This is a genomic window from Chryseobacterium sp. 14P4.3.2, from assembly GCF_057799275.1.
Genome location: NZ_JBYOKO010000009.1, coordinates 98,538 through 121,198 on the forward strand (window position 1 = coordinate 98,538; position 22,661 = coordinate 121,198).

Annotated in this window: 16 protein-coding genes and 1 tRNA gene; 12 read left to right on the forward strand and 5 right to left on the reverse strand. The window is 36.0% G+C overall.

The features are described from left to right. Positions 1 to 64: 64 nt before the first annotated feature. The gene (locus AC27VX_RS14560) at positions 65 to 646 is read right to left on the reverse strand and encodes a Crp/Fnr family transcriptional regulator (RefSeq protein ID WP_488696316.1); all 582 of its coding nucleotides are present in this window, start codon (positions 644 to 646) and stop codon (positions 65 to 67) included. A gap of 202 nt (positions 647 to 848) precedes the next feature. On the opposite strand from AC27VX_RS14560, the gene AC27VX_RS14565 reads away from it, so the two are divergent. After that, the gene (locus tag AC27VX_RS14565; protein ID WP_488696318.1) at positions 849 to 1,799 is read left to right on the forward strand and encodes an SPFH domain-containing protein; all 951 of its coding nucleotides are present in this window, start codon (positions 849 to 851) and stop codon (positions 1,797 to 1,799) included. A gap of 93 nt (positions 1,800 to 1,892) precedes the next feature. Here the strand turns inward: AC27VX_RS14565 and AC27VX_RS14570 are convergent, their stop codons facing one another. Then, a complete protein-coding gene (locus AC27VX_RS14570) occupies positions 1,893 to 2,504 on the reverse strand; it encodes a DUF4377 domain-containing protein (RefSeq protein WP_236854860.1) in 612 nt (203 codons plus the stop codon). Positions 2,505 to 2,650: 146 nt separating this feature from the next. Between AC27VX_RS14570 and AC27VX_RS14575 the strand changes: the two genes are divergently transcribed. Both AC27VX_RS14575 and AC27VX_RS14580 read left to right on the forward strand, forming a co-directional pair. Further along, a complete protein-coding gene (locus AC27VX_RS14575; protein WP_300687503.1) occupies positions 2,651 to 4,672 on the forward strand; it encodes a DUF3857 domain-containing protein in 2,022 nt (673 codons plus the stop codon). Positions 4,673 to 4,785: 113 nt separating this feature from the next. After that, a complete protein-coding gene (locus AC27VX_RS14580; RefSeq protein ID WP_488696320.1) occupies positions 4,786 to 5,244 on the forward strand; it encodes a lipocalin-like domain-containing protein in 459 nt (152 codons plus the stop codon). A 54-nt stretch (positions 5,245 to 5,298) separates the two neighbouring features. On the opposite strand, the gene AC27VX_RS14585 is transcribed toward AC27VX_RS14580, so the two are convergent. The 3 genes from AC27VX_RS14585 to AC27VX_RS14595 form a co-directional block, all read right to left on the reverse strand. Further along, positions 5,299 to 5,634 carry an Mpo1-like protein gene (locus tag AC27VX_RS14585; RefSeq protein ID WP_236854857.1) on the reverse strand — a complete coding sequence of 112 codons (336 nt, stop codon included), beginning with the start codon at positions 5,632 to 5,634 and terminating at the stop codon, positions 5,299 to 5,301. Positions 5,635 to 5,900: 266 nt separating this feature from the next. Next, positions 5,901 to 7,589, reverse strand: a complete 1,689-nt coding sequence (locus AC27VX_RS14590; RefSeq protein WP_488696322.1) for an APC family permease — start codon at positions 7,587 to 7,589, stop codon at positions 5,901 to 5,903. A 104-nt stretch (positions 7,590 to 7,693) separates the two neighbouring features. After that, the gene (locus AC27VX_RS14595; protein WP_488696324.1) at positions 7,694 to 9,946 is read right to left on the reverse strand and encodes a CocE/NonD family hydrolase; all 2,253 of its coding nucleotides are present in this window, start codon (positions 9,944 to 9,946) and stop codon (positions 7,694 to 7,696) included. A 255-nt stretch (positions 9,947 to 10,201) separates the two neighbouring features. Between AC27VX_RS14595 and AC27VX_RS14600 the strand changes: the two genes are divergently transcribed. The 9 genes from AC27VX_RS14600 (at position 10,202) to AC27VX_RS14640 (ending at position 22,595) form a co-directional block, all read left to right on the forward strand. Continuing rightward, positions 10,202 to 13,165 carry a tetratricopeptide repeat protein gene (locus AC27VX_RS14600; protein WP_236854854.1) on the forward strand — a complete coding sequence of 988 codons (2,964 nt, stop codon included), beginning with the start codon at positions 10,202 to 10,204 and terminating at the stop codon, positions 13,163 to 13,165. Between the two features lie 3 nt (positions 13,166 to 13,168). Continuing rightward, positions 13,169 to 13,663 (forward strand): hypothetical protein, encoded by a 495-nt coding sequence (locus AC27VX_RS14605; RefSeq protein ID WP_236854853.1) that lies wholly within the window; start codon positions 13,169 to 13,171, stop codon positions 13,661 to 13,663. A 31-nt stretch (positions 13,664 to 13,694) separates the two neighbouring features. Then, on the forward strand, positions 13,695 to 15,464 hold the full coding sequence (locus AC27VX_RS14610; protein WP_236854852.1) for a TonB-dependent receptor: 1,770 nt from the start codon (positions 13,695 to 13,697) through the stop codon (positions 15,462 to 15,464). Between the two features lie 69 nt (positions 15,465 to 15,533). Then, positions 15,534 to 15,605 (forward strand) — tRNA-Arg (locus tag AC27VX_RS14615). 505 nt (positions 15,606 to 16,110) lie between these two features. Beyond that, positions 16,111 to 17,235 (forward strand): hypothetical protein, encoded by a 1,125-nt coding sequence (locus AC27VX_RS14620; protein ID WP_488696327.1) that lies wholly within the window; start codon positions 16,111 to 16,113, stop codon positions 17,233 to 17,235. A gap of 726 nt (positions 17,236 to 17,961) precedes the next feature. Further along, positions 17,962 to 18,741 carry a non-homologous end joining protein Ku gene (gene ku / locus AC27VX_RS14625; RefSeq protein WP_488696329.1) on the forward strand — a complete coding sequence of 260 codons (780 nt, stop codon included), beginning with the start codon at positions 17,962 to 17,964 and terminating at the stop codon, positions 18,739 to 18,741. A gap of 17 nt (positions 18,742 to 18,758) precedes the next feature. After that, positions 18,759 to 19,370, forward strand: a complete 612-nt coding sequence (locus tag AC27VX_RS14630; RefSeq protein ID WP_488696331.1) for a DNA polymerase ligase N-terminal domain-containing protein — start codon at positions 18,759 to 18,761, stop codon at positions 19,368 to 19,370. Positions 19,371 to 19,435: 65 nt separating this feature from the next. Next, entirely contained in the window at positions 19,436 to 21,307 is a 1,872-nt protein-coding gene (gene ligD, locus AC27VX_RS14635; RefSeq protein ID WP_488696333.1) for a DNA ligase D, read from the forward strand. A gap of 427 nt (positions 21,308 to 21,734) precedes the next feature. Beyond that, positions 21,735 to 22,595 carry an AraC family transcriptional regulator gene (locus AC27VX_RS14640; RefSeq protein WP_488696335.1) on the forward strand — a complete coding sequence of 287 codons (861 nt, stop codon included), beginning with the start codon at positions 21,735 to 21,737 and terminating at the stop codon, positions 22,593 to 22,595. Positions 22,596 to 22,661: the final 66 nt, after the last annotated feature.

Genomic DNA, 22,661 nt, shown 5'->3' on the forward strand with positions numbered 1-22,661 from the left:
CCGAATCCGAGAGAAAGTTATGTGATGTAGATCACTAAATATAAGTTTTAAAAGGAGAAAAAAATTAGTGTTTAGACTGATTAAGCCTGCTCAAAGTCTCTCTTGATACTCCTAAATAAGCTGCAATCAGATGTTTGGGAACCAAATTGTACAATTGAGGATATAACGCCAGAAGCTCTTCATACCTGAACTTCGCATCATTATTCATGAAAGAGAGGAGTCGTTTTTGCGCAGCTACATAGCCTTTATTCGTACGCCATCTGAAAAAATGCTCAACTTCATGAATTTCACTGCAGATCTTTTCACGGTCTTCATTGGATATAGATAAAATACCGGCATTGGTGATACAGTCTACATTGATTGTAGCTCTGTTTTTACTGTAAAGAGCATCAAAATCCGTGACCCACCACGTTGGCATTGCAAACTGGAGAATAAACATTTTTACATCATCCTTGAGATAAAATGCTTTAAGACAGCCTTCAAATACGAAATACTCATGATCTACAAAATCACCTTCAGAAATCAGGCTTTGTCCTTTTTTTAAATTAATTAAATTAAAATGTCCGAAAACATAATCAAACTGTTCATCTGAAAGAGAAGTGAATTTTGAAATATGACCTTTTAATATTTCTTTAGCATCAACCATACAGGATAATTTATAGTCAAAATTAAGTTTTTTCTTAAAACAATCTTATCTTAAATTAATCTGTAAGTAACGAGTTTGATTTTCAATCCATTAATGTTGTGGTAAGCGTACATTTATTTTTATTATATTTAATGAAACACAATGTGAAGTTTTATTTTAACAAAAAAGAAATGATGACGACACATTAAAAAATTATAAAACTATGAGTCTTTTTTTTATACCCATTATCTTTTTCGGATTGATTATTTTATTCGCTTCGTTTTTTGTGGTAAAACAGGAAACTGCAGCTATTGTAGAACGTTTTGGGAAACTCCAGGCCGTAAAACATTCCGGGCTTCACCTTAAACTTCCTATTATAGATCAGATTGCTAAAAGGCTGAATTTGAGAATTCAGCAACTGGATGTTATGATTGATACTAAAACATTGGATAATGTTTTCATCAAAATGAAAATCTCTGTTCAGTATCAGGTAATCAGAAATCAGGTAGGAGACGCTTATTATCGTTTGGAAAATCCTGAAAATCAAATTACTTCTTTTGTATTTGATGTAGTGAGAGCGGAAGTGCCAAAATTAAAACTGGATGATGTTTTCGTTAGAAAAGATGACGTTGCGATTGCTGTGAAAAGTGAACTTCAGGAAGCAATGAACAGTTACGGATATGATATTATCAAGGCATTGGTTACTGATATTGATCCGGATGAGCAGGTAAAACATGCCATGAACAGGATAAATGCTGCAGAAAGAGAGAAGACTGCTGCGGAATATGAATCTGAAGCACAGAGAATCAGAATTGTAGCGGTGGCAAAAGCCGAAGCAGAGTCTAAAAAATTACAGGGGCAGGGAATAGCTGACCAGAGAAGAGAAATTGCAAAAGGCCTTGAAGAGTCTGTAAGAATGCTGAATAATGTAGATATCAACTCATACGAAGCATCAGCTCTTATTGTGGTGACCCAGCATTATGATACTTTACATTCTGTAGGAGCAAGCAACCGAAGCAGTTTGGTTCTTCTTCCCAATTCGCCTACTGCAGCAAGCGGCATGCTGAATGATCTTGTGGTTGCCATGACTACAGCAAATACTGTAGGAGAGGCTAATAAAGGTAAATATCCTGACCCGCCTCAAAAAGAGTCAGGGTATTCGAAAGAAAGCTAGAACCGGGAAGCTAAAAGCTATTGAAATCAAAAAAAGCTCCCAGCCTGAATAAAGAAAAACTCCCGGGAAAAATCTTCCCGGGAGTTTTTGTTGTTATTTTTTCGTTTTAGAAACTTGTTGTATCAATGTGTATTTGATTGAAGATCCATCAGCCGGAGGATTAGCAATTTTTTCTGTTTTTACTTTCAAAACATATTCATATCCAGGTTCATAGGTGAATCCTTCTATATTGTTGTAGAAACTGCTCCAGCTTTCAGAAGCTTTCTCCTTAACCTGCATACACTTCATACGTCCGGCTCCTGCTGAGCAGTCTACCGTGTTGGCTCCAATAATAAGTGTTTTTTCATTAGCAGAAGCAGTTTCTTTTTTCGTTTTAGAAACCTGCTTTACCAACGTGTATTTTATAGAAGAACCGTCAGCTGGCGGATTAGCAATTTTTTCTGTTTTTACCTTTAAAACATATTCATATCCTGGCTCGTAAGTGAACCCCTCGATATTATTGTAGAAATTAGTCCAGTCTCCTGAAGCACTATCTTTTACCTGCAGACATTTCATAGGAGCTACTCCGGTACAGTCTGCAGTTTGAGGCCCTACGATGAATGTTTTTTCATCAGCGGATACTTTGGCACTATTTGTACATTGTGTCATTGCAAATAATGCTAACGCAGGAACTGTTCCTTTTAGAATTGTTGCTATAATTTTCATAAACTTGATTTTAGACCATACTTGGCAATTACCATGCCGGAATTTTTCATGAATTGTAGCAGTTCTTCTATTGTTTTTTACTTTTTTAATTATTTAATTTGAAGTTCTTAAGGATGACAACCAAAACACACAATTTTATACTACATATGGACAATCAAATTCAAGTTGACAATTACAGGATTCAGAAACCTGAAACATGGGCAGGAAATATTGGAGATCAGGAAATAAAAGATCGAATTACAGACTCCGAATTTGCCAGAAAACAAATTGATGAAGGCAGGGATTACTGCTATTTCTTAGACAGAAAATATTACACAAGCAATACTGAAAACAGTGAGTATACCTGTATGGCTTATACACTGAATGAACCCGGGAATCTTGAAAGAGCCTCTGTCATGGATGTTGTTGTGGAAGAAAATGAGGTCTATCAGATCCACAGAATCAGTGTTCTGAGAGACGGAGTCCTGATTGATAAAATCCCTGATACGAAAATAAAAGTACTGGACAGCGAAAATCAGAGCAGCGGAGGGATTTTAAGCAGTAACAAAAAGATTAATATTACCATCAGAGATCTTAGGCTGTATGATGTACTGGTATTGGAAGATTCCAGAATCAAGGTTTTTACGGAACGTGATTTTTTGAGAGAAGAATTTTCAAAATATGTATGGGTAAGTCCTGATAATTATTGGGCTTACGGGAGTTTTAAATTTACATTCATCAATGATCGTGAACAGACCATTGCCTATAAGAAAACATTTTTCAGAGATGAAGAGGGCCATGTTTTGGAACCCGAAATCAGTCATTTAAAAAAAGGAGAACGTTTTGTAATTGATAAGCAGAATTATATTAACCCTGTAGATTCAAGCCGTGAAATTTTCCCTTATATAGACTTTGCTACCGAAAGCAACTGGAAGGATCTTTCCAACTATATTGTTCCTATTTATAATGATATTTTCAACAAGTCATCATTAAAGGATTTTGCACCCAACCTTCTGGAAAAGCTTGATGCTATTACCGATCTTGATGAGAAACTACAGTTTGCAATAGAATATGTTCAGAATCATATCTATTATACCTTCAATGCAGATGAGATGAACGGGCACAAACCGCAGGAACCTGCTATAACTTATGAAAATAAGCAGGGAGACTGCAAAGCAAAGTCTGTTTTGCTAAAGGTTATTCTGGATTATATCGGAGTAGATGCTTCAGTGGTTCTGGTTAATTTTAGTACAGATTATTATATTAAATACTATCTGCCATCACTGTTGAATTTCAATCATGTTGTTGTAAAAATCAATTACAAAGGGCAGGAGTATTTTGTTGATGCCACCATCCGTGATGAGTTCGGACTGATTGAAAACCGTGGATTTATATATTTTATGCACTATCTGGAAGTAAAGGAGGATCAGGAACTTCAGATAAGAAAGCCTCATAAATATGCCTATTACTGCATTGATGAAAAAGTAGATTTTAATGTACAGGGCAGCGTCGGAAAGCTGAATCTGATTACCACATACAAAGGGAACCGGGCTAATGCAATGAGAAAGTATTTTAAAGTTACTAATAAAAGGGAAATTATAGACAGCTGGAATAATTTCTTTTATTACAGCCTTAATTATTCTAATGACCGGAACGGTACTGATATCCGAAATATATTCAGGGAGGCCGCCATTGATGTTATAAGTGATGATAAAAAGAAAAATGAACTTAAGATTCAATATACTTCTGTAGTTGATAACCCTTATTATACAGATTTGCAAAAGAACCGTTTTCTGATGTATTTCGACCGGAATGTTGTGAAAGCAAGTGCTCGGGATTTTATGCATAAAGATTTACCATTCTGGCATAATTTCGATAGTGAGAAATATGAGATAAATCTTTCTACAGATCAGAAAATAGACACTGAAGAAAAATATACGGTACAGGAAAGTACAATAGCCAATCCTTATTTTGATTATAAAAGCCGTAAAAAGGTTGCCAAAAATGGAGCAAGTGTGTATATAGAATTTAATCCTTTGGTGAACGTAGAAATCCAGCAGACCGAGTTTGAGAAATTCAGGATGGATCATCATATGGTAGCTGACAGCAACTTCGGATTAGGGATTGATATCATAGAGCCGGGACTGATGAATATGCTTAAATTCAGTTTTAAGAAAAAATTTAAATAAAGAAACCTGAGTTTTAATTTCAGAGTTTAAAACTTCAGCTTCAGCGGGCGGCGGAGCCGCCCGCTGAAGCTTTTTATTCTAATCATTATATTTTCGCTCAAAATCACATAAATATGCACAGGATACCTTTTCTTGCGTTCTTTCTATTTCTTTCTTGTGTTATGAATGGACAGAAATTAATTCCAAACAACGTCACAGGATTTTGGAAACTAAAGGAAGCTGGATTTTATGACAACAAAAAGAAAGTAATCAAAGAATTTGATCACTGCCGTTTGATGAGAAATTATGCAATCCGGGAAGATGGTTTTGCTGTTTATAACTATATAGAAGGTACAGTGGATGATTGCAGCCCTTCCGAACCAAGACTTTCTTTTTGGAGAATTGTAGAAAACAGAATCCAGTTTTATGTAGATGACCAAAACATTCTCGAAGAAGTAGAGGTCACCTTAAATAAAGATAATACCATGACTTTTTCAAGCTACAACCCTCAACCGAGTAAAATTGATGGAGATGCTCTTGCCGAAAAAATAGTAAACACAATCCACTACGAAATTCTTGAAAAAAAATACTGATTGTAAGCACGATACTTTTTGATACAAAAATGATGTACATGTAAAGGATTTCATTTACTCATTCTGTGGCTTCTTGTCCGGCATTATAAATTTTTGTCTGAAAGTCAGAAGCTCAAAAAACAGTCTGAAATCTGAAATCAGCGACCATAAAGGATATTTAAAAGTAGCTGGTTTGTTTTTTTCAATAACGGCATGGCTGAACCATGCAAATCCATATCCGAAAATTGGCACATACCATAAGAATCTTTCTTTTCCTGAGCTGATAACGTATCCTATAACAAAAAATACGAGCAGAGTGCCTATGAAATGAAAAATCCGTGTTCCTGTTTTGCTGTGTTCAGTCAGATAAAACTGATAAAACTCACTGTATGTTTTTATTCTTTCAGACATGGTGGGCTAGTTTATTGATGGCATCGATATTATAGCAATAATGCTGCCGATTTTAAAGAATAAGGCATAAACAGTGCCAGTACAGGTCATTCTGATCTTTTCAACTCAAAGATTAACTTTCATGAATTACCATCGGCAGGTGGAAAAGGAATTGATTTTATGCCCTTATTTTCAGTTTTTGGGATGAAAAATAAAAAGGCAAAACCGCAAATAAGTCTCTTTACAGATGACCTTTTTGCGGTTTTGCCTCTTTGGAATTTTGTTTATTATTTTTGACTGTTTCTTAATTCTTTTCCAAGTTTACTATTCTTATAGCCGTAGAAGAAGTAAATCACCATTCCTATCAGGAACCACATTCCGAACCAGAACCAGTTTTCATGGCTCATCCCGGTAAGAAGGTATAAACAAGAGCTTAACCCGATTAGTGGAATAAGAGAAAGGTTTTTAACAAAAGTCACGACACATAAGATTAAGTTGATCACAATGAAGAAGCAGATAGAAGCTCTGAATTCTCCTTCCTTAGGATCAGACCAGTCTGTCAAAGTACGGAAAAACTCCGGCTGCCAGTAATAAAATCCAATTAATCCTCCAATAAAAATAACAGGGAAGATCATCTTTCCATTCACATAAGGAAGGTGGAATCTGCCTTTTATTTTTTCTTTAGCCGGAAGAAGAAGTACCCCTGCACAAACCAGTACAAAAGCGAAGATCGTTCCGATACTTGTAAAGTCAAGAATGAATGTTTTATCAGTAAACAGGATAGGGATTCCGACTACAATTCCGGTAACCACTGTTGCATAAGACGGAGTCTTATATTTAGGGTGTACCTTCTGAAACCTTGCAGGCATCAGCCCGTCACGGCTCATTGCATACCAGATTCTTGGCTGCCCCATCTGGAATACCAATAATACGGTTGTAATGGCAACTATCGCTACGAAAGAAACGACCAGTTCCATCCAGGCAACATTGGCATTGGTTTTTTCAAATATAAAGGAAAGCGGGTCTCCAACACCGTCAAACTTTTTATAGTCCACCATACCTGTTAATACCAGTGTCAGTGCAATATAGATAACCGTACATAAAACAAGAGAGATAATCATCCCCTTTGGTAATGTTTTCTGTGGGTCTTTTGTTTCCTCAGAAAGTACACTTAAGGCATCAAAGCCTATATACGCGAAAAATACTCCTGATACCGCACTCATTACTCCTGCAAAACCATTAGGCATGAAGGATGGTGATCCTGTTGCAGGGCTTATTGGCGTCCAGTTTTCAGTGTTTACATATGCGCATCCCACAAGAATTACCAGTACAATTACAGCTAGTTTTAAAATTACCAGGGAGTTGTTGAAGTTTTTACTTTCTTTTACCCCTACATAACAAAGCCATGTAATAAGACCGTTGATCACCAGGGCCGGTATATCTACAATAAACTTAAGGCTTCCGATGAGTGGGGCAGTGTTCCATGCATTCAACAGTTCTTTATTTTCTGAGCCATACTGAAAGGCTTTTCTGGCTTCTGTATAGCTGCAGGTCAGGTAATCAGGAATATGCATCCCCAGACGACCTAAAAAGCTGGTGAAATAATCTGACCAGGAGAAGGCTACATAAATATTTCCGAAAGAATATTCCATGATCAGGGCCCAGCCGATGATCCAGGCAATCAGTTCCCCGAAACTTGCATAGGCATAAGTATACGCAGAGCCTGCAGTAGGAATTCTGCTGGCAAACTCAGCATAACATAAAGCGGTGAACCCACAGGCAAAGCCGCAAATCAAATATAGAAGGATAACACCGGGGCCGCCTCTGAAAACGGCTTCTCCCAAACTGCTGAAACTCCCAGCTCCTATAATTGCCGCAATACCAAAAAACACGATGTCCCACACGCCTAAGACTCTTAAAAGTCCCGTTGAAGTATCTGTATCTGAATAGATTTTTCTTCTAAAAAGTTGATTCATTCAATAACTATATTTGATTTGAAAAAAAGCAAATGTAATGATTTTTTATTTTGATGTTAACAGTCGTTAACTACATTTGGATGAAATTCCTTAAACAAAGGCTTTTAGTCTTGATAGACAGGTATTTCAACATAGCTGTCATTATACCATTTTATCTCCAGAGGTTCCCCGGAATCCTTAATGGTTTCGTCACTTACATCTTTACCTGTTCCATAGTTGATCTGCCAGTTTTTATTTCTATTAACGCCTGCCAATAATACCAGTTTACTGCCCTTTTCTACCTTTTTGCTGATGAATGTCGAGTTTTTGATTGGGATTTGTTCCTTTTTCCCAGGCTGAAGAAGTTGACGTACAGAATTATCTTTTGCATAGCTTGCTCTTGCCATATGAGTAGATAATAAAAACGTTTTTCCATCCGGCTGGATCTGATATAACAAGGTGTTGGTGTCAAAATCTTTTTTATTAACAAAAACATTGAAGAGTCCCGATAAATTTCCACTGATAATAAGGTCTTTGTCAAGAACTTCGCTTTCGAAATAAACGGAATTCGTAACATACACACTATCCTGTTTGCTTACTTTATGATAAAGATATTTCGGGTTTCTGTCTTTAAAGTCGATGGTTTGTTTAGTGAATTCTTCTGCTTTCGGTTTTTCAAAAACAGAAGCGCCGTTTTTACGATCCCTAAGGTAAAACTTAAGAGTAGAAGAATGCATTCTTTCAAGACTTGGAACATGCTTCCATGTATTGGTGCTCATCACCTGGAAGTTTACTTTGTCTTTCAGAAGCTCCGGTTTTTTCCCATTTTTCAGAATGTAATCGAACCACGAAAAAGCAAGCTCATCAATACTTATTCTGGCAACAGGATCTATCAGTAGATTCCCATAGCCATAAACATAATTGTATCCGAAACTTTGAGCTCCTGCATGATCATAAGGACCGATCACTAAATAATGATCAGGGTTTTTATTGTATTTGTGGTGCTCTTTATAATAATATAATGCTCCAATCTGGTCAACATCATAATAACCTGTGGTTGTTAAAATAGGAATGTTGATTTTAGCAAAATCATTTTTATAAGGAATCATTCTTTGCCAGTATTTGTCATAACCGGGGTGATCCAGCCATCTTTGGAAGATTTTATTTGGCTTGCCGCTTATAGAATCCAGGGCTCTGAATGATTTTCCGCTTTTGTACCATGCTGTATTGATAGAGTCCCATTTTGTATAATTGTTAAAGTCTTTATCATCAGCCAGCTTATTATTGGTGACATAGCGGATCCACTGCATCATATAGCTCATGAATACATTGTTTTGAGCAGGATAGTCTATTCCTATTCCCACAGCTACCTGCGGTACAATAGTTTTCAGCGCAGGATGCAGCTTTTTTACAGCGGCCCACTGGCTGAAACCTAAATAACTTCCGCCGATCATTCCCACTTTTCCATTACTCCAGGGTTGTTTGCTTACCCAGTCTATTACTTCATACAGGTCCTCGGAGTCATGCTCAAATGGATTATTTATTCCGTCGCTGTCTCTTTTTCCACGGGTATTAACAATAGCTCCTACATAATTATAGATCGCTGCCCTTTTACCTAAGCCTTCATCCACCAGTTCTCCGGCATAAATATTATTGGTAAGAATAACGGGAAGGGGAGAGGTGTTTTCTTTTTTTCGGACAATGGTAACGGTAAGTGTGTTTCCGTTTTTTAAACTGAGTTTCTTTGTTTCAATGATGAATTTTTCCTGTTCTTTTACCTTCAGCAACTTTAATGTCTGAGGGATAATGCCGGAATAGGTTTTATAGTTTACATAATTTTTGCACAAAGCAAGAGCCGAGGCGTAATTTATACTATCTTTATCAGTCTGCTTGGCAAGGGATTTTTTCAGCGTATTTTTATAGTCATTTACATCACCATTAATAATGGAGCCTATTTTGGCAGTCAGTGGAACCGGGAGACTTTCATATTTTGTATTGAATGCAGACTGCAGAGCATTAGAGAAAACCATTTTTTGATCCTTTTCCAGCAATTTGGCCATACTGTAAATTTCATAAGCAAGGAATTTGTTCCCCGCCATATTATGGTCAGCATATTCTTTACGGTATTCAGACAAAGTGGTAATAGAGTTTTTGTAATCTTTTGCAGCGATCTGTAAGCGGAAAAGATTATCCAGAAAGGTAACCGTATATTTTGGCTTATTCTTAGGTGACTGATGTTGCGCAATTACCTGTAAAGCGAGTTCAGGCATCTGTTTTTCTAAAATGGCTGAGTCAGTTGCTGCTGTTTTCGGGAAGTAAAACTTCTGTGCCTGCATCAGATTTACAAAAATTAATGCTAAAAGTATCTTAAATTTCATTCGGTAGTACGTTTATGGTATGTTTTTAGCTTCTGTTGAAAAAGTATCAGATCAAAATATGTTTTTGATAATTGATGACTGAAATTGTTTATTTTTTAGCAGGCTAAAGTAAGAAATTTTATCATAAAATAGTGAATTGATTTCTGACTTGTTAAATCTATATTTTAGACATTAAATCTGTTAAAACTTGTTTAAACAATAAGTTTTTAATATTTTCGTTAACTTATTTAGACTAATTTTCTTATATCAAGAAGAATGAAATCAAAAAAAATACTTTTAGCGGCTGCTGTGATGTATTTCGGAATCTCCGAAGCTCAGCAGTCCCAATATTTTACACAGAAAGAAAATTACAGATTCAATCTAGCTGAAAATCTTTACCAGACCAAGATATACAACGCCTCCCAATACGAATACGCAAGACAATATTTCTACAATCAGAATTTGTCGCGTTCGAAAAAGGAGGCGGCGCAGTTTTTTGATAATGTGATTGGTGTTATCCTTCAGAAGAATCATGCTGAAGAAGGGTTAACGGCCTTCATGAAAGAATATCCGAATTCTGCTTATTTTGCTCAGGCCAACTTGCCTTTGGCAGATTATTATCTTGCTAAAAAAGATTTTGACAAAGCATTGGAAACTTTGAAAAAAGTAAATCAGTATCAGCTTTCAAAAGAAGAGAATACCCAGTATATCCTGAAGCTTGGTTATGCCAAGTTCATGACCGGAGATTCTAAAGGAGCTACTGATGCTTTGGAAGAAGCTTATAAATCGGCTGACCATTCTCAGAAAGGGGATATTGCCTATATGCTGGGTCACCTTTATTACAGCAACAGACAGAATGATAAAGCTTTTCAGTATTTTGATTCTATAAAAAATCAGGATAAATTCTCAAAACTTGTTCGTCCTTATTATGTACAGATGTATTATAATGATAAGAACTATGACAAGGCTATTTCTGAAGGAAATGCTTTACTGAGCGAGAATATTTCAGATTCTTACAAAGCAGAGGTTCATAAGATCATCGGAGAAAGTTATTTCATGAAAAATGATTATACTTCTGCCTATCCCCATTTGAAAGATTATCTTAGTGTCCAGCAGAACCCGTCTGAAAATGATTTGTATGAAATGGGATTCGTTGCTGCTCAGTTGAAAAAATATGATGAGGCGGTTTCTTATTACAACCAGCTTCTGAACAGTAACTCTGCATTATCACAGAATGCCTATTACCAATTGGGAAATGCTTATCTGGCAGTAGATAAAAAACAGGAGGCACTTTCAGCATTCCGTTCCTCTTATCAGATGGATTATGATGCTAAAGTGAAAAAACTGGCACATGAGCAGTATGCAAAGTTAAGCTATGATATCGGTAACCCGTTTGAGAGCCCTTCTGCGGTTATTCAAAGTTACATCAATGAAAATCAGAATGCAGCCAATGGTTCAGAAATGAGATCACTATTGGTAAAATCATATCTGTATTCCGGTAACTATAAAGAAACACTGAATGCTATTGACAGGCTGCAGAGTTCTACTCCTGATATCAATAAGGTAGATCAGGAAGTTTCTTACTTATTGGGTACAGAAGAATTTAACAAAGGAAATTATGATGAAGCTGAGAAATATTTCTTAAGAAGTCTTGGTTTCAATATCAATAAAGAATTTAACAGCAGAGCTTTATATTGGCTGGCACAGGTTTATTATCAGAAAGGGAACTATCCGTCTGCGATTGTACGTTATGAAAAACTTCTTAACGAGAATTTTCCTGAAAAGCAGCAGCTACCTTACGACTTAGGGTATGCTTACTTTAAATCTAAAAAATTCGATCAGGCAGCAACTTACTTCAAACAGTATCTGGCAAACCCGAAACCGGAATTTAAAAATGATGCGGAACTTCGTCTGGCAGATATTCATTATGCGAATAATGACCTGAATGAGGCAATAGCCATCTATGATAAAAATGCAGATGCAACAGACTATACGCTTTATCAGAAAGCAATGGCTTTAGGCTTCAAAGGAGATACACAGGCGAAGATCACTAATCTTAAAGGACTTCTTTCCAAATATCCGGACTCTGAATATTATGATGATGCACAATATGAAATAGGGACAGCCTATGCAGCTCAGGATGATTTTGCAAATTCAAATGATTATTTCGGAAAAGTGATCAAAACATCTTCAGATAAAGATCTGATTGCAAATGCATCTATCTACAGAGCGCAGAATTATATTGACCAGAACCAGAATGATAAAGCACTTTCTGAACTGAAATCTCTGGGAGATCAGTATAAAAATACTGCATATGCTCAAAAAATCGTACAGGCTGCTAAACCGCTCTTCACGAAAAACGGAGATGTTGCAGGATATGAAAATTTTGCCAGAAATATCGGGGTGAATGTTGACGCTTCAGAAATCGATGAGATCAACCTGTCTACCGGTAAGCAGTATTTTGCAAAGAAAGACTATAAAAATGCAATTTCTTACTATGAGAAATATCTGACGCAGAATCCTACCGGAGAAGGTCTTTATCAGGCTAAATATGAACTGGGAGAAAGTTATTATCAAACCAATAATTCAACTAAAGCATTGCTTGTTTTACAAGAAGTAGCAGGCGTTCAGAATGACTATCAGGATGATGCCCAAACCCGTTTGGCGCAGATTTTTGTTGCACAGGGAAATACTGCTGAAGCCAAGAAATATCTTGAAGGGATCAGAAACTCTTCAGATATTGGTATTAAAAACTACGCCAATGTTGAGCTGATGAAGCTGTATGCAGATGAAAAGAACTTCTCGGAAGCTGAAAAGCTGGCCAATGCGGTAATTGCCAATTCTAAAAACTCAGCAGCAGTTATTGAAACAGCAAAAGTGATCAAGGCAAGAAGTCTTATGAATTCAGGGAAAGATAAAGATGCGCAGGCTGCCTATACTTCTCTTGAAAAGTCTTCCAATACTTCGGTAGCTGCAGAAGCATTCTATGCAAAAGCTTACTATCAGAACAAAGGAAAGGCATTCAAGTCTTCCAATGAGACAATCTTTAAGCTGGCAAATAATTATTCATCAGAAGAATATTGGGGAGCAAAAGCCCTGGTGCTGATGGCTAAAAACTACATTGGTCTGAAAGATAATTATCAGGCAAGTTATACCTGTGATCAGATCATTGCCAACTATAAGGACTTCCCGGAAATTGTTGCAGAAGCTAAAGAAGTTAAAAAGCAGATCAAGAAATAAAAGATGAGAGCGTTTAAAATTTCTGCATATTCTTTCTTAGTCTCGGCTTCCCTTTGGAGCTGCATACCATCATACAATGCTTACCCTAAGGAATATCGCCATGCAAAGGCAGATTTTCCAAAGCAAAAGGCTTTTGTGATGAATAAAGAGCTTAAGCAAGAGTTTGATATTTTAAAACATTCTGGAATTTATGAAATTGTAGAAGACAGTACTCATGCAGCTAAAATAACCCTGCATCCGATGATGACGCGTACTCCTTCATGCGGAAATGCAATGATTGGAAGCATAATCACTGTCGGATTGCTGCCTTCAGGATTTCCATACGATATTGGTTATAGTTATGATGTAGCTGAGAACAATACAACGAAGAATTATAAATACAACTTACAAGTTTATCAAAGCCTTTGGCTGTTTAATATATTCAGACTGGGCAGAACTTTCCCAAAACAGTCGGGGAAAGCTTTATTAGGAAGTTATATGGCTTCTAATAATAAGTAAAATCCGTTATATTTTTTCAAATAAAGAAAATATGAACAAGAAAATTCAATTATTATCTATAATATTTTTAGGGGTTTCGCAGTTTGCGTTTTCCCAGATCAAGGAGGAGAAATTGGTTCTTAACAAAAAGAGAGAACCGGAGGTGAAGAAGATCGAGAAAAAGAAGACTTCTGTAGAAACCATTAAAAATTATCCGCCGGAGGAGAAATCCCAGAATCCCGTGAAATATAACATCACAGATGTCCCTGCTGTTTCAGACTTCAAAACTTCAACGATTCAGGGGGAAGATGTAGCTCCGAAATTTGATGCTACAGCCCAGAATAATTACGTTCAGTTTGGAATGGGTAATTACGGGAAGATTCTGTTTGACGGGAATGTGTCCAAGACTCTACAGAATAAACTTGAAGTAGGAGGGGATGTTCATGTACTTTCTACCAGCGGTCTTAAAAAAGACTATGACTGGAATTCCAAACAAACTTCAGCTGCTTTTGCAGCTTTCCTTAATTCTTACGGAGAGAAAGGAAAATTCAACATTAATGCAGAGTATGGATTGAATAACTATAATTATTACGGGATCTATGCCCTGGAACCTTCTGCTGATGTGGATCTGAAACAGAAAGTGAACCAGTTTAAAGTAAACGGATATTATGATTTCTATTCTAATGAGATCCTAAATGATGTAAGAGTGAAATCATCATTCCTGAAAGATCATTTTGATGCTCAGGAAAATCAGGTTTCTATTTTGGCTAATTTCTCCAAACATGCTGTTGAGCTTGGGAAGTCCGGGATTAACCTGAATGCTGATCTTGGTGTAGGATTGGAGGCTGTAAAAACAGATTTTGCGATCAGAGATAAAAACTCTGCTAATTTCTTCAATACAAGTCTTACTCCGAAGGTTACCTTCAGAAAAGGAGAATCTTATTTGATGTTAGGATCTTCATTTTCTTTCCTGAATGCTAAGAATTCAAACGACCTTATGGCCGAACGTCTGAAAAATAATAAAACATACTGGTTTCCACAGGCTGAATTTCAGTTTGCTGCTGCTAAAGAATTTAAATTCTATGGTGGGGTAGATGGAGGTCTTAAGCTGAATACATATGGAGACCTTCTGCAGGTGAACCCATTCGTACTTTCTGACCAGTATTTAAAGCCAACAGAGACTCAATATCATTTTTATGTAGGATTGAGAGGAGATATTGATGAGATGGTAAAATATGACTTCTCTGCAGGTTTTGGAAAAATGAGAGATATTATGTTCTTTAAAGCGAACGGGCTTTTTGATGATGTGTATACACTGAACCGTTCTGCCTACAATTTTGCCAATACATTCTCTGCAGTATATGATGACGGAAATGTAAGTGATATCAAAGGAAGTGTTCAGTATTTCCCATTGGAAAACTTAACTATCGACGGAGAATTGAGGTTTACAAAGTACAGTTTGAAGAATTTTGACAATATTTATAACGTTCCGTTGTTCAATGCAACCATTGGGGCAAAATATACAATGCTGGACAAAAAGTTACTGTTAGGCTTCAAAGGGATCTTTGCAAGTGACAGAACTACAAACTCTTATGCAATAGATGGCGTAGCCAATCCGGGGATGATTTTCCAGTCTACAGAGAACACCAATGATAAAGTTGGGGGGTATGCTGATTTAAATCTTTCCGCAGAGTATAAAATTCACAAAAATTTCAGTATTTTCGCACTCGGAAATAATCTTCTGAGCTCAAATTACCAGACGTACAAAGGATATAAAGTCTTAGGTGCACAGATTCTGGGAGGAGTGAAGATTACTTTCTAGGCTCAGGGGCTTAGGATTTAGGAATAGTTTTCACTACAACCTATTATCCAACCCCTAATTCCTGAAACAGGCTGCATAGTTTAATGGATAGAACTTTGGATTTCGGCTCCAACAGTGAGGGTTCGAATCCTTCTGCGGTCACAAAAGCCCCTTTTTTAAGGGGCTTTTTTTATTGATGTATACACAGTTTTATACCAATAGCTACAGCGATTGTATTATGTGGTTTTTATTTTCAAAGACTTTCTCAAACGCATTTATATTTATAAAATCATAATTGATGAGTGTGTATTACAAATTCTGCAATCCTTAAGGATTATATTTCATAAGTTTCATTGTTGTTGGCAGCTTGAATATTTTTAAAGGAGTTTTTAATCATATTCTTGTTTTTGGAATATTTGACTTATACTATTAAACCACACGAAAGGATTCGTGCGGCAGCAGGGCTTCGCAACGAACGTGAAGAAACAAAACTAGATATAACCTTTATTATATACTAATGTCCGCCACTGTTGGAATTTAAATTTGTGGATATCTTTCCACAATACCATAAATGTATTTCCACAATAATAGAAGATTCCGACAATAGATATTAAAATACCTTTGCTGGTGTGTTAATAATATCAATTAGTATAATAAATAAGAATAAATGATTAAAATTTATGCAAAATTATGTTTGGCAGTGTTAGCTTTAAGTCCAGCTATTATCTTTGCTCAGGCAGGAAATGTTGGTGTTAATACAGCAAATCCAGGTTCTACAATGGATATTAACGGATCACTGGCCGCAAATTATAAAGCAGTGACAACTTCTTATAATTTAACATCGTCAGATTTCCATATTTCATATGGTGGTACCGCTGATACAGTATTCAGCTTACCTGTTTCCATTAGTGGAGATGGGAACTTCAAAGGGAGAATTTACAGAATTAAAAACAACTCAAACTTTAAAATCACTGTAAATGCTGCTGCTCCGGAAACAATTAACGGCAACATCAGTATTTCGGTACCAGCCAATCAAAGTGTTGAGCTTGTCAGTACTGGACTTTCCGGAGCAAATTCTACCTGGGAAATTCTTTCAATGGGAACAATTGTTAATAACAATGTGACGGCAAGTAACGGCCTCACTGTGTCCGGTACAGATGTAAAACTGGGTGGAACCCTTTCACAAGCTTCTGATATCGCAACAGCAGGCAATAATCTAAGTATCAGTGGTACAGGAAAAGTGCTTGTAGGAACCAATGCCGTACCGGCGGGAGCAGCAAGTGCAAAAATTGTGATTGATAACGGAACTACCAATGGTGCTCTTCAGATTAAGGACGGAACCCAGCAATTGGGATATGTACTGACAAGTGACGCAAATGGTTTGGCAACATGGTCATCCACCGTTACTACAGCATTTGCCAATAACTGGACACCATACGCCGGAACATTGGTAAATCCTTATACTGGAGGGATAGGAGCTGCCGGATTGAATACAGGAGTTCAGGTGACTATCCCCGCAAAGGGCTGGTACTTTTTCCGATGTGGAATTGCCATCAATTCTGACTGTAATGATTACTTTTTCTATATCAATGGAATTGGTGACGTGTGGAGAAGCTATTGTGGATCAAACACTGCAGCATTCATATTTCCGAGAGATCAAAATAGAGTGTTATATTTCGCTGTACCGGGCACCTATAATGTCTTAGCTGGTAAAACAAATGGAATTGTACCGGTATCCTTCAACGCAGGAAATCCTTCTTTTTATCTGGATTTTGTAAAGTTTCAAAATTAATTTTTTATCGCTATAATAAGTTCAGTGATTCTAAAAACACATAATAGAGTAGTAGTGCAAGGAGTAAAACCTTGCACTGTTTTATTAGTATAAATATTATCTGCAGCACGCCAGTATGCAGCTTCAGCTGTTCTTAGTTTTGAATTCTGTAGAATATCCCGCGCGATTGTATTGTGTGGTTTTTATTTTCAAAGACTTTCTCAAAAGCTTTTATCTGTATAAAATCATAATTGATGAGTGGGTATTACAAACTACACAATCTTTAAGGATTTTATTTCATAAGTTTTATTGTTGTTGGCTGGTTGAATATTTTTAAAGGAGTTGTAATCATATTCTTGTTTTTAGAATATTTGATTTATAATATTATACCACAAGAAAGGATTCGGGCGGCAGCGGGGTGTAATTATTTTCACTGAATCTTTTAAAAGTTTTTAATTCCAAGTATGCTGATAATTGAATTGCTGCATTTTCTACGTAAAGAAATTTTTAATTACGGATTTTTCAACTTTCTCAATAAAAAAACGTTTTTTTCAAATATCCATTTTGAATCAAAGTGTTCTTTTAATTTATTTTTTCACACAAACTTTTCGGTTATTGATGCCTATCTCATCCATTTTACTTTTTCGTAAGAGATACAAATAATGCGCTAAGAGAAAATGATGGAATATTTATTGCACAATTGAAGGTGTGTTTGTCGAATTATTTATTTAACTAAAAACCATCATTATGCGAGCAATTTGGAACGGCGCTATAGGGTTCGGACTAGTCAATATTCCCATCAAATTATATTCAGCAACGGATTCAAGCACGCTTGATCTGGATATGTTGGACAGCAGGGATTTAAGTAACATTAGATTCAAACGTGTTAATGAAAAGACAGGAAAAGAAGTAGTTTGGGAAAATATTGTAAAAGGGTATAAAATCGAGGATAAATACATCGTCCTGAATGATGAAGATTTTGAAGCCGCAAGTCCTGAGAAATCTAAAGTTCTAAGTATTTCTCAATTTGTAAAAGAAGCAGAAATTGATCCTGCACTTTTTGAAACACCTTATTTTCTGGAACCTCAGAAGAATGGAGAAGGCGCTTATAAATTATTACTAAAGGCTTTAACCAAAACTAAAATGGCCGGCATTGGTTCATTTGTATTGAGAGAACGGGAGATTCTCTGTCTCATTCGTCCTTATGAAGATAAAATATTAATGGTCAATAGAATGCGTTATCCTGAAGAGATGAGGGACTTTGGAGATTTGAAAATTCCTTCTGGCAGTGCTCCAAAACCTGCTGAATTGAAAATGGCGGAACAGCTGATCAAATCTTTGGCAACAACTTTTGAACCTGCAAAATATAAAGATACTTATCATGCAGACCTTTTGAAAATTATCAAACAAAAAGCAAAAGGTAAAAAGATAAAAATAGCTGCAGTTAAAGAACCTGAAGGTAAAGCAATTGACCTTATGGCAATGCTTAAGGCAAGTCTGGAAAAAGGAAAGAAGAAAGCAGGATAATATTTAAAAATTTAAAGATGGCTTTAGAAGATTATAATAAAAAACGAAATTTCAAAGAAACTTCTGAACCGGAAGGTAAAGAAAAAGCGAGCGCAAAGAAGTTGAAGTTTGTCATTCAAAGACATGCTGCTTCGAGGCTTCATTATGACTTTCGTCTTGAGATGGAAGGCGTATTAAAAAGCTGGGCAGTTCCAAAAGGTCCGTCGCTGAATCCTTCTGATAAACGATTGGCAATGATGGTAGAAGATCATCCATATTCCTACAGAACATTTGAAGGCTCTATTCCAAAAGGAAATTATGGCGCAGGTGAAGTCGAGATCTGGGATGAGGGAACTTATGAGCCTATCGAAAAAGTGAACGGTAAGACGGACGATCTGATAATGAGAGCGGAACTTCATAAACAATCCCTGAAATTCATTCTTCACGGTAAAAAACTAAAGGGAGAATTCGCATTGGTGAAAATAAAAAATTCTAAAGACGAAAATGCTTGGCTGCTTATCAAACATAAAGATAAATTTGCTGTTGATGAAAACTATGATGCCGAAGACCATACTTTAAAAACATCCAAAGTAACTGCTTATCTCGAAGAGAAAGAGAATAAAAAAAAAATAACTCATCCGAAAGTCTAAAGCATTATAAAAACTACGCACCCGCACTTTCCAGTGAAAAAAAGTGGTCAGAATTTATCAAACCTATGCTTTGCAAAGTCTCTGATAAAGCATTTAATAGCAAAGATTGGGCATTTGAAATTAAATGGGACGGCTATCGTGCCATTGCAGATCTAACCAAAGACGAACTCCGGTTATATTCTCGAAATGGTATTGATTTTTCTCAGAAATTCAAAAAAATAACGAATTCACTTAATTTGCAGGAACATCCAATGATTCTTGATGGTGAGATTGTCGCTTATGACGATAAAGGAAGGCCTAATTTCCAATGGCTCCAAAGAATTGGTGATAATCCTAATCTTGTATTGACCTTTCAGGTTTTTGATCTGTTGTGGCTGAACGGTCATTCGACAGAAAATTTATCGTACCTGCAAAGAAAGGAATTGTTAAAAGATGCTCTGATGGAAAATGAGATTATCAAATACAGTGATCACATTTTAGAAAATGGCAGAGATTTTTTTCAAGCGGCGAAAGATATGGGATTGGAGGGAATTGTAGCAAAAAAAACGGATAGCCTTTACAAAGAGAATCTCCGAAGTTCCGAATGGCTGAAAATCAAAATCCATAAAAGCGATGAAGCCGTCATCTGCGGTTTTACAGAACCAAAAGGCTCAAGGAAAAAATTGGGGGCATTGATACTGGGGAAATATCTGAATGGAGAAATGGTTTTCTGTGGTCATACCGGAGGTGGTTTTAATGACAAATCACTTTCTGATATCTACGATGAAATGCAGCCTTTAATTGAGAAAAATTCAGTGTTCAAAATAACTCCCAAAACGAATACTAAAGCCACTTGGATAAAACCCAAACTGGTTGCTGAAATCAAATTTTCAGAACTCACGAAAGACAATATTTACAGGCATCCGATTTTTTTGAGACTTCGGGATGACATCAATCCTAAGGATGTAAAATTTAATTCTGAAAATCCATCAAAAAATGAGAACATGAAAAAGACTGAACCTAAAAAGAGAACCGGAAAAGAAGATGTGATAAAAAAAATTGGAAAGCAGGAACTGAAATTGACCAATCAAAACAAAATCTATTTTCCGGAAGACGACATTACGAAAAGTGATGTGATTGACTTCTACCAAAGTATTTCAAAATATATTCTGCCTCATCTTAAAGATAGACCACAATCTATGAACCGTTATCCTAACGGTATAAAAGGCTTAAGTTTCTTTCAAAAAGATGCTGCGGAAGAGACACCGGAATGGATAGAAACACAAAAAGTTTTTTCTGAAAGCTCTGATAAGTATATCAATTATATCATTTGCAACGATAAAGAAACTTTGGCTTATCTCAATAATCTCGGCTGCATTGAACTTAATATCTGGACAAGTAAAATCAAAAAAGCAGACAATCCGGATTATCTCGTTCTTGATCTTGATCCGTCAGAAAAAAATTCTTTTGAGGATGTCATTGAAACTGCTTATGCGGTGAAAGAAGTTCTGGATCTTGCGGGAGTTGACGGTTATCCTAAAACGTCAGGCAGTTCAGGGATTCATGTTTATATCCCGATGAATGCAAAATACTCATATGATCAAGTTAAAGATTTTGGACATCTGCTGATGCAGATCGTTCAGAAAAAATTACCGGATTTAACCACCTTGGAAAGGAGCCTGCAGAAAAGAGATAAGAATAAAATCTATCTTGATTATCTTCAAAATAGGAGAGGACAGACTCTGGCAAGTGTTTACAGTCTCCGTCCGAAAGATGGGGCGCCAGTCAGTATGCCGTTACAATGGGAAGAAGTTAAAAATGGACTGAAACCCACAGATTTTAACATCCATAATGCTTTAGAAAGATTGAAAGATAAAGGCGATATTTTTAAACCTGTTTTGGGTAAAGGAATCGATATGTTGAAAGCTATTACAACATTAGAAGGTTTATTTAAGTAAATCGCTACCTATTGTCTCTTGAAATTATTTCAAATTTTACGAAACTAAATTATGAACCTGTTTAAACTTTTTTAAAGAAAGAGTTTAGCAATTTTATTTAAATCTTCAACAGAAGTGTTCGGAAAATTAACCGCTGCGGCCCCACAAAGGAAAAAGCATTCCTAAAAATACTTTTTCCTTTTTTTCTTTTATAATTTGTTGTTAATCAGCATTGTCTGAGCGAGGGCTGTTTAAGTTAATAATTTTACCTTATGATCTTTCAGCTAAGGCTTTTCTAATCAGAACTATTTAAAAATCATTTTGGATATAGTCCAATGAAAATTTTGTAGCATATATATAAGTTCCTCTATCTTCATTGAACGTTTTAATCTTTATTTTTGTAACCAGTAAATAAGGCATTATATTTATATGCTATAATTTTAAAATCTTGAAAAATAAAAACCATGTTATTAAACAATATGAACTTTCGGCTCAGGCAAAGGCGGGCGTTATTATTGTAAATATGGAAGATAAAGACGCTGGTGAACACGACATCTCTAAACCTCACCGGGACAATCATTGCCAATTAATGTTAGCCATTAATGGTCAATTCAAATTAAATATTGATTTTGAAAATGTTGAATTTACCAAACCTGCAATACTTTTTGTATTTCCGGAAGAGGTTCATCATATTATAGAAGTAAAAGATCCAAAGGGATGGATGATGAGTTTTGATCCGTCATTAATTAATGCAGAAGTTCTACAGCTTTTAGAAAATAAAATTGATAATCTGCTTTTGCTTGAACAAGGATCGGATTTCTATCAGAAGCTTATCATATTAATGGATTTAATTGAAAAAGTACAATCACAAGAAACCAATCACTATATTCAAAAAAGTATTCATGCCTTGCTAAATAGTTTTTTAAGTCTTATTGCAGGTCAACTTGTTTCCGGTTTTCCTATTAATAAAGAGAAAGAAAATCGCAGTATCATCATTAAGGAAACTTTCATAAAGCTTACAAAAGAACATTTCAAAACCTGGAAGCATCCTGCGCAGTATGCTTTGGCACTTTCTATTTCAACTGCCCATTTAAATGATACTGTAAAATTGCTAACAGGAAGCCCTGTATCGGCTCATATTCAGGAAGCTTCTATTCAGGAAGCAAAAAGGTTACTATACTTTACAGATAATACGGTTAAAGAAATTGCTTACGAGGTGGGTTACGACGAACCTGTTTATTTTGGAAAGCTCTTTAAGAAAATAACTCATCTTACCCCTATTGAATTTCGGAAAAAATTCCGTGATTAGATCTGTCTTTTCCTTTATTAAAACTATCATTAAAGGTAATTCTGCAGGTAATTTTGTATAGTAATT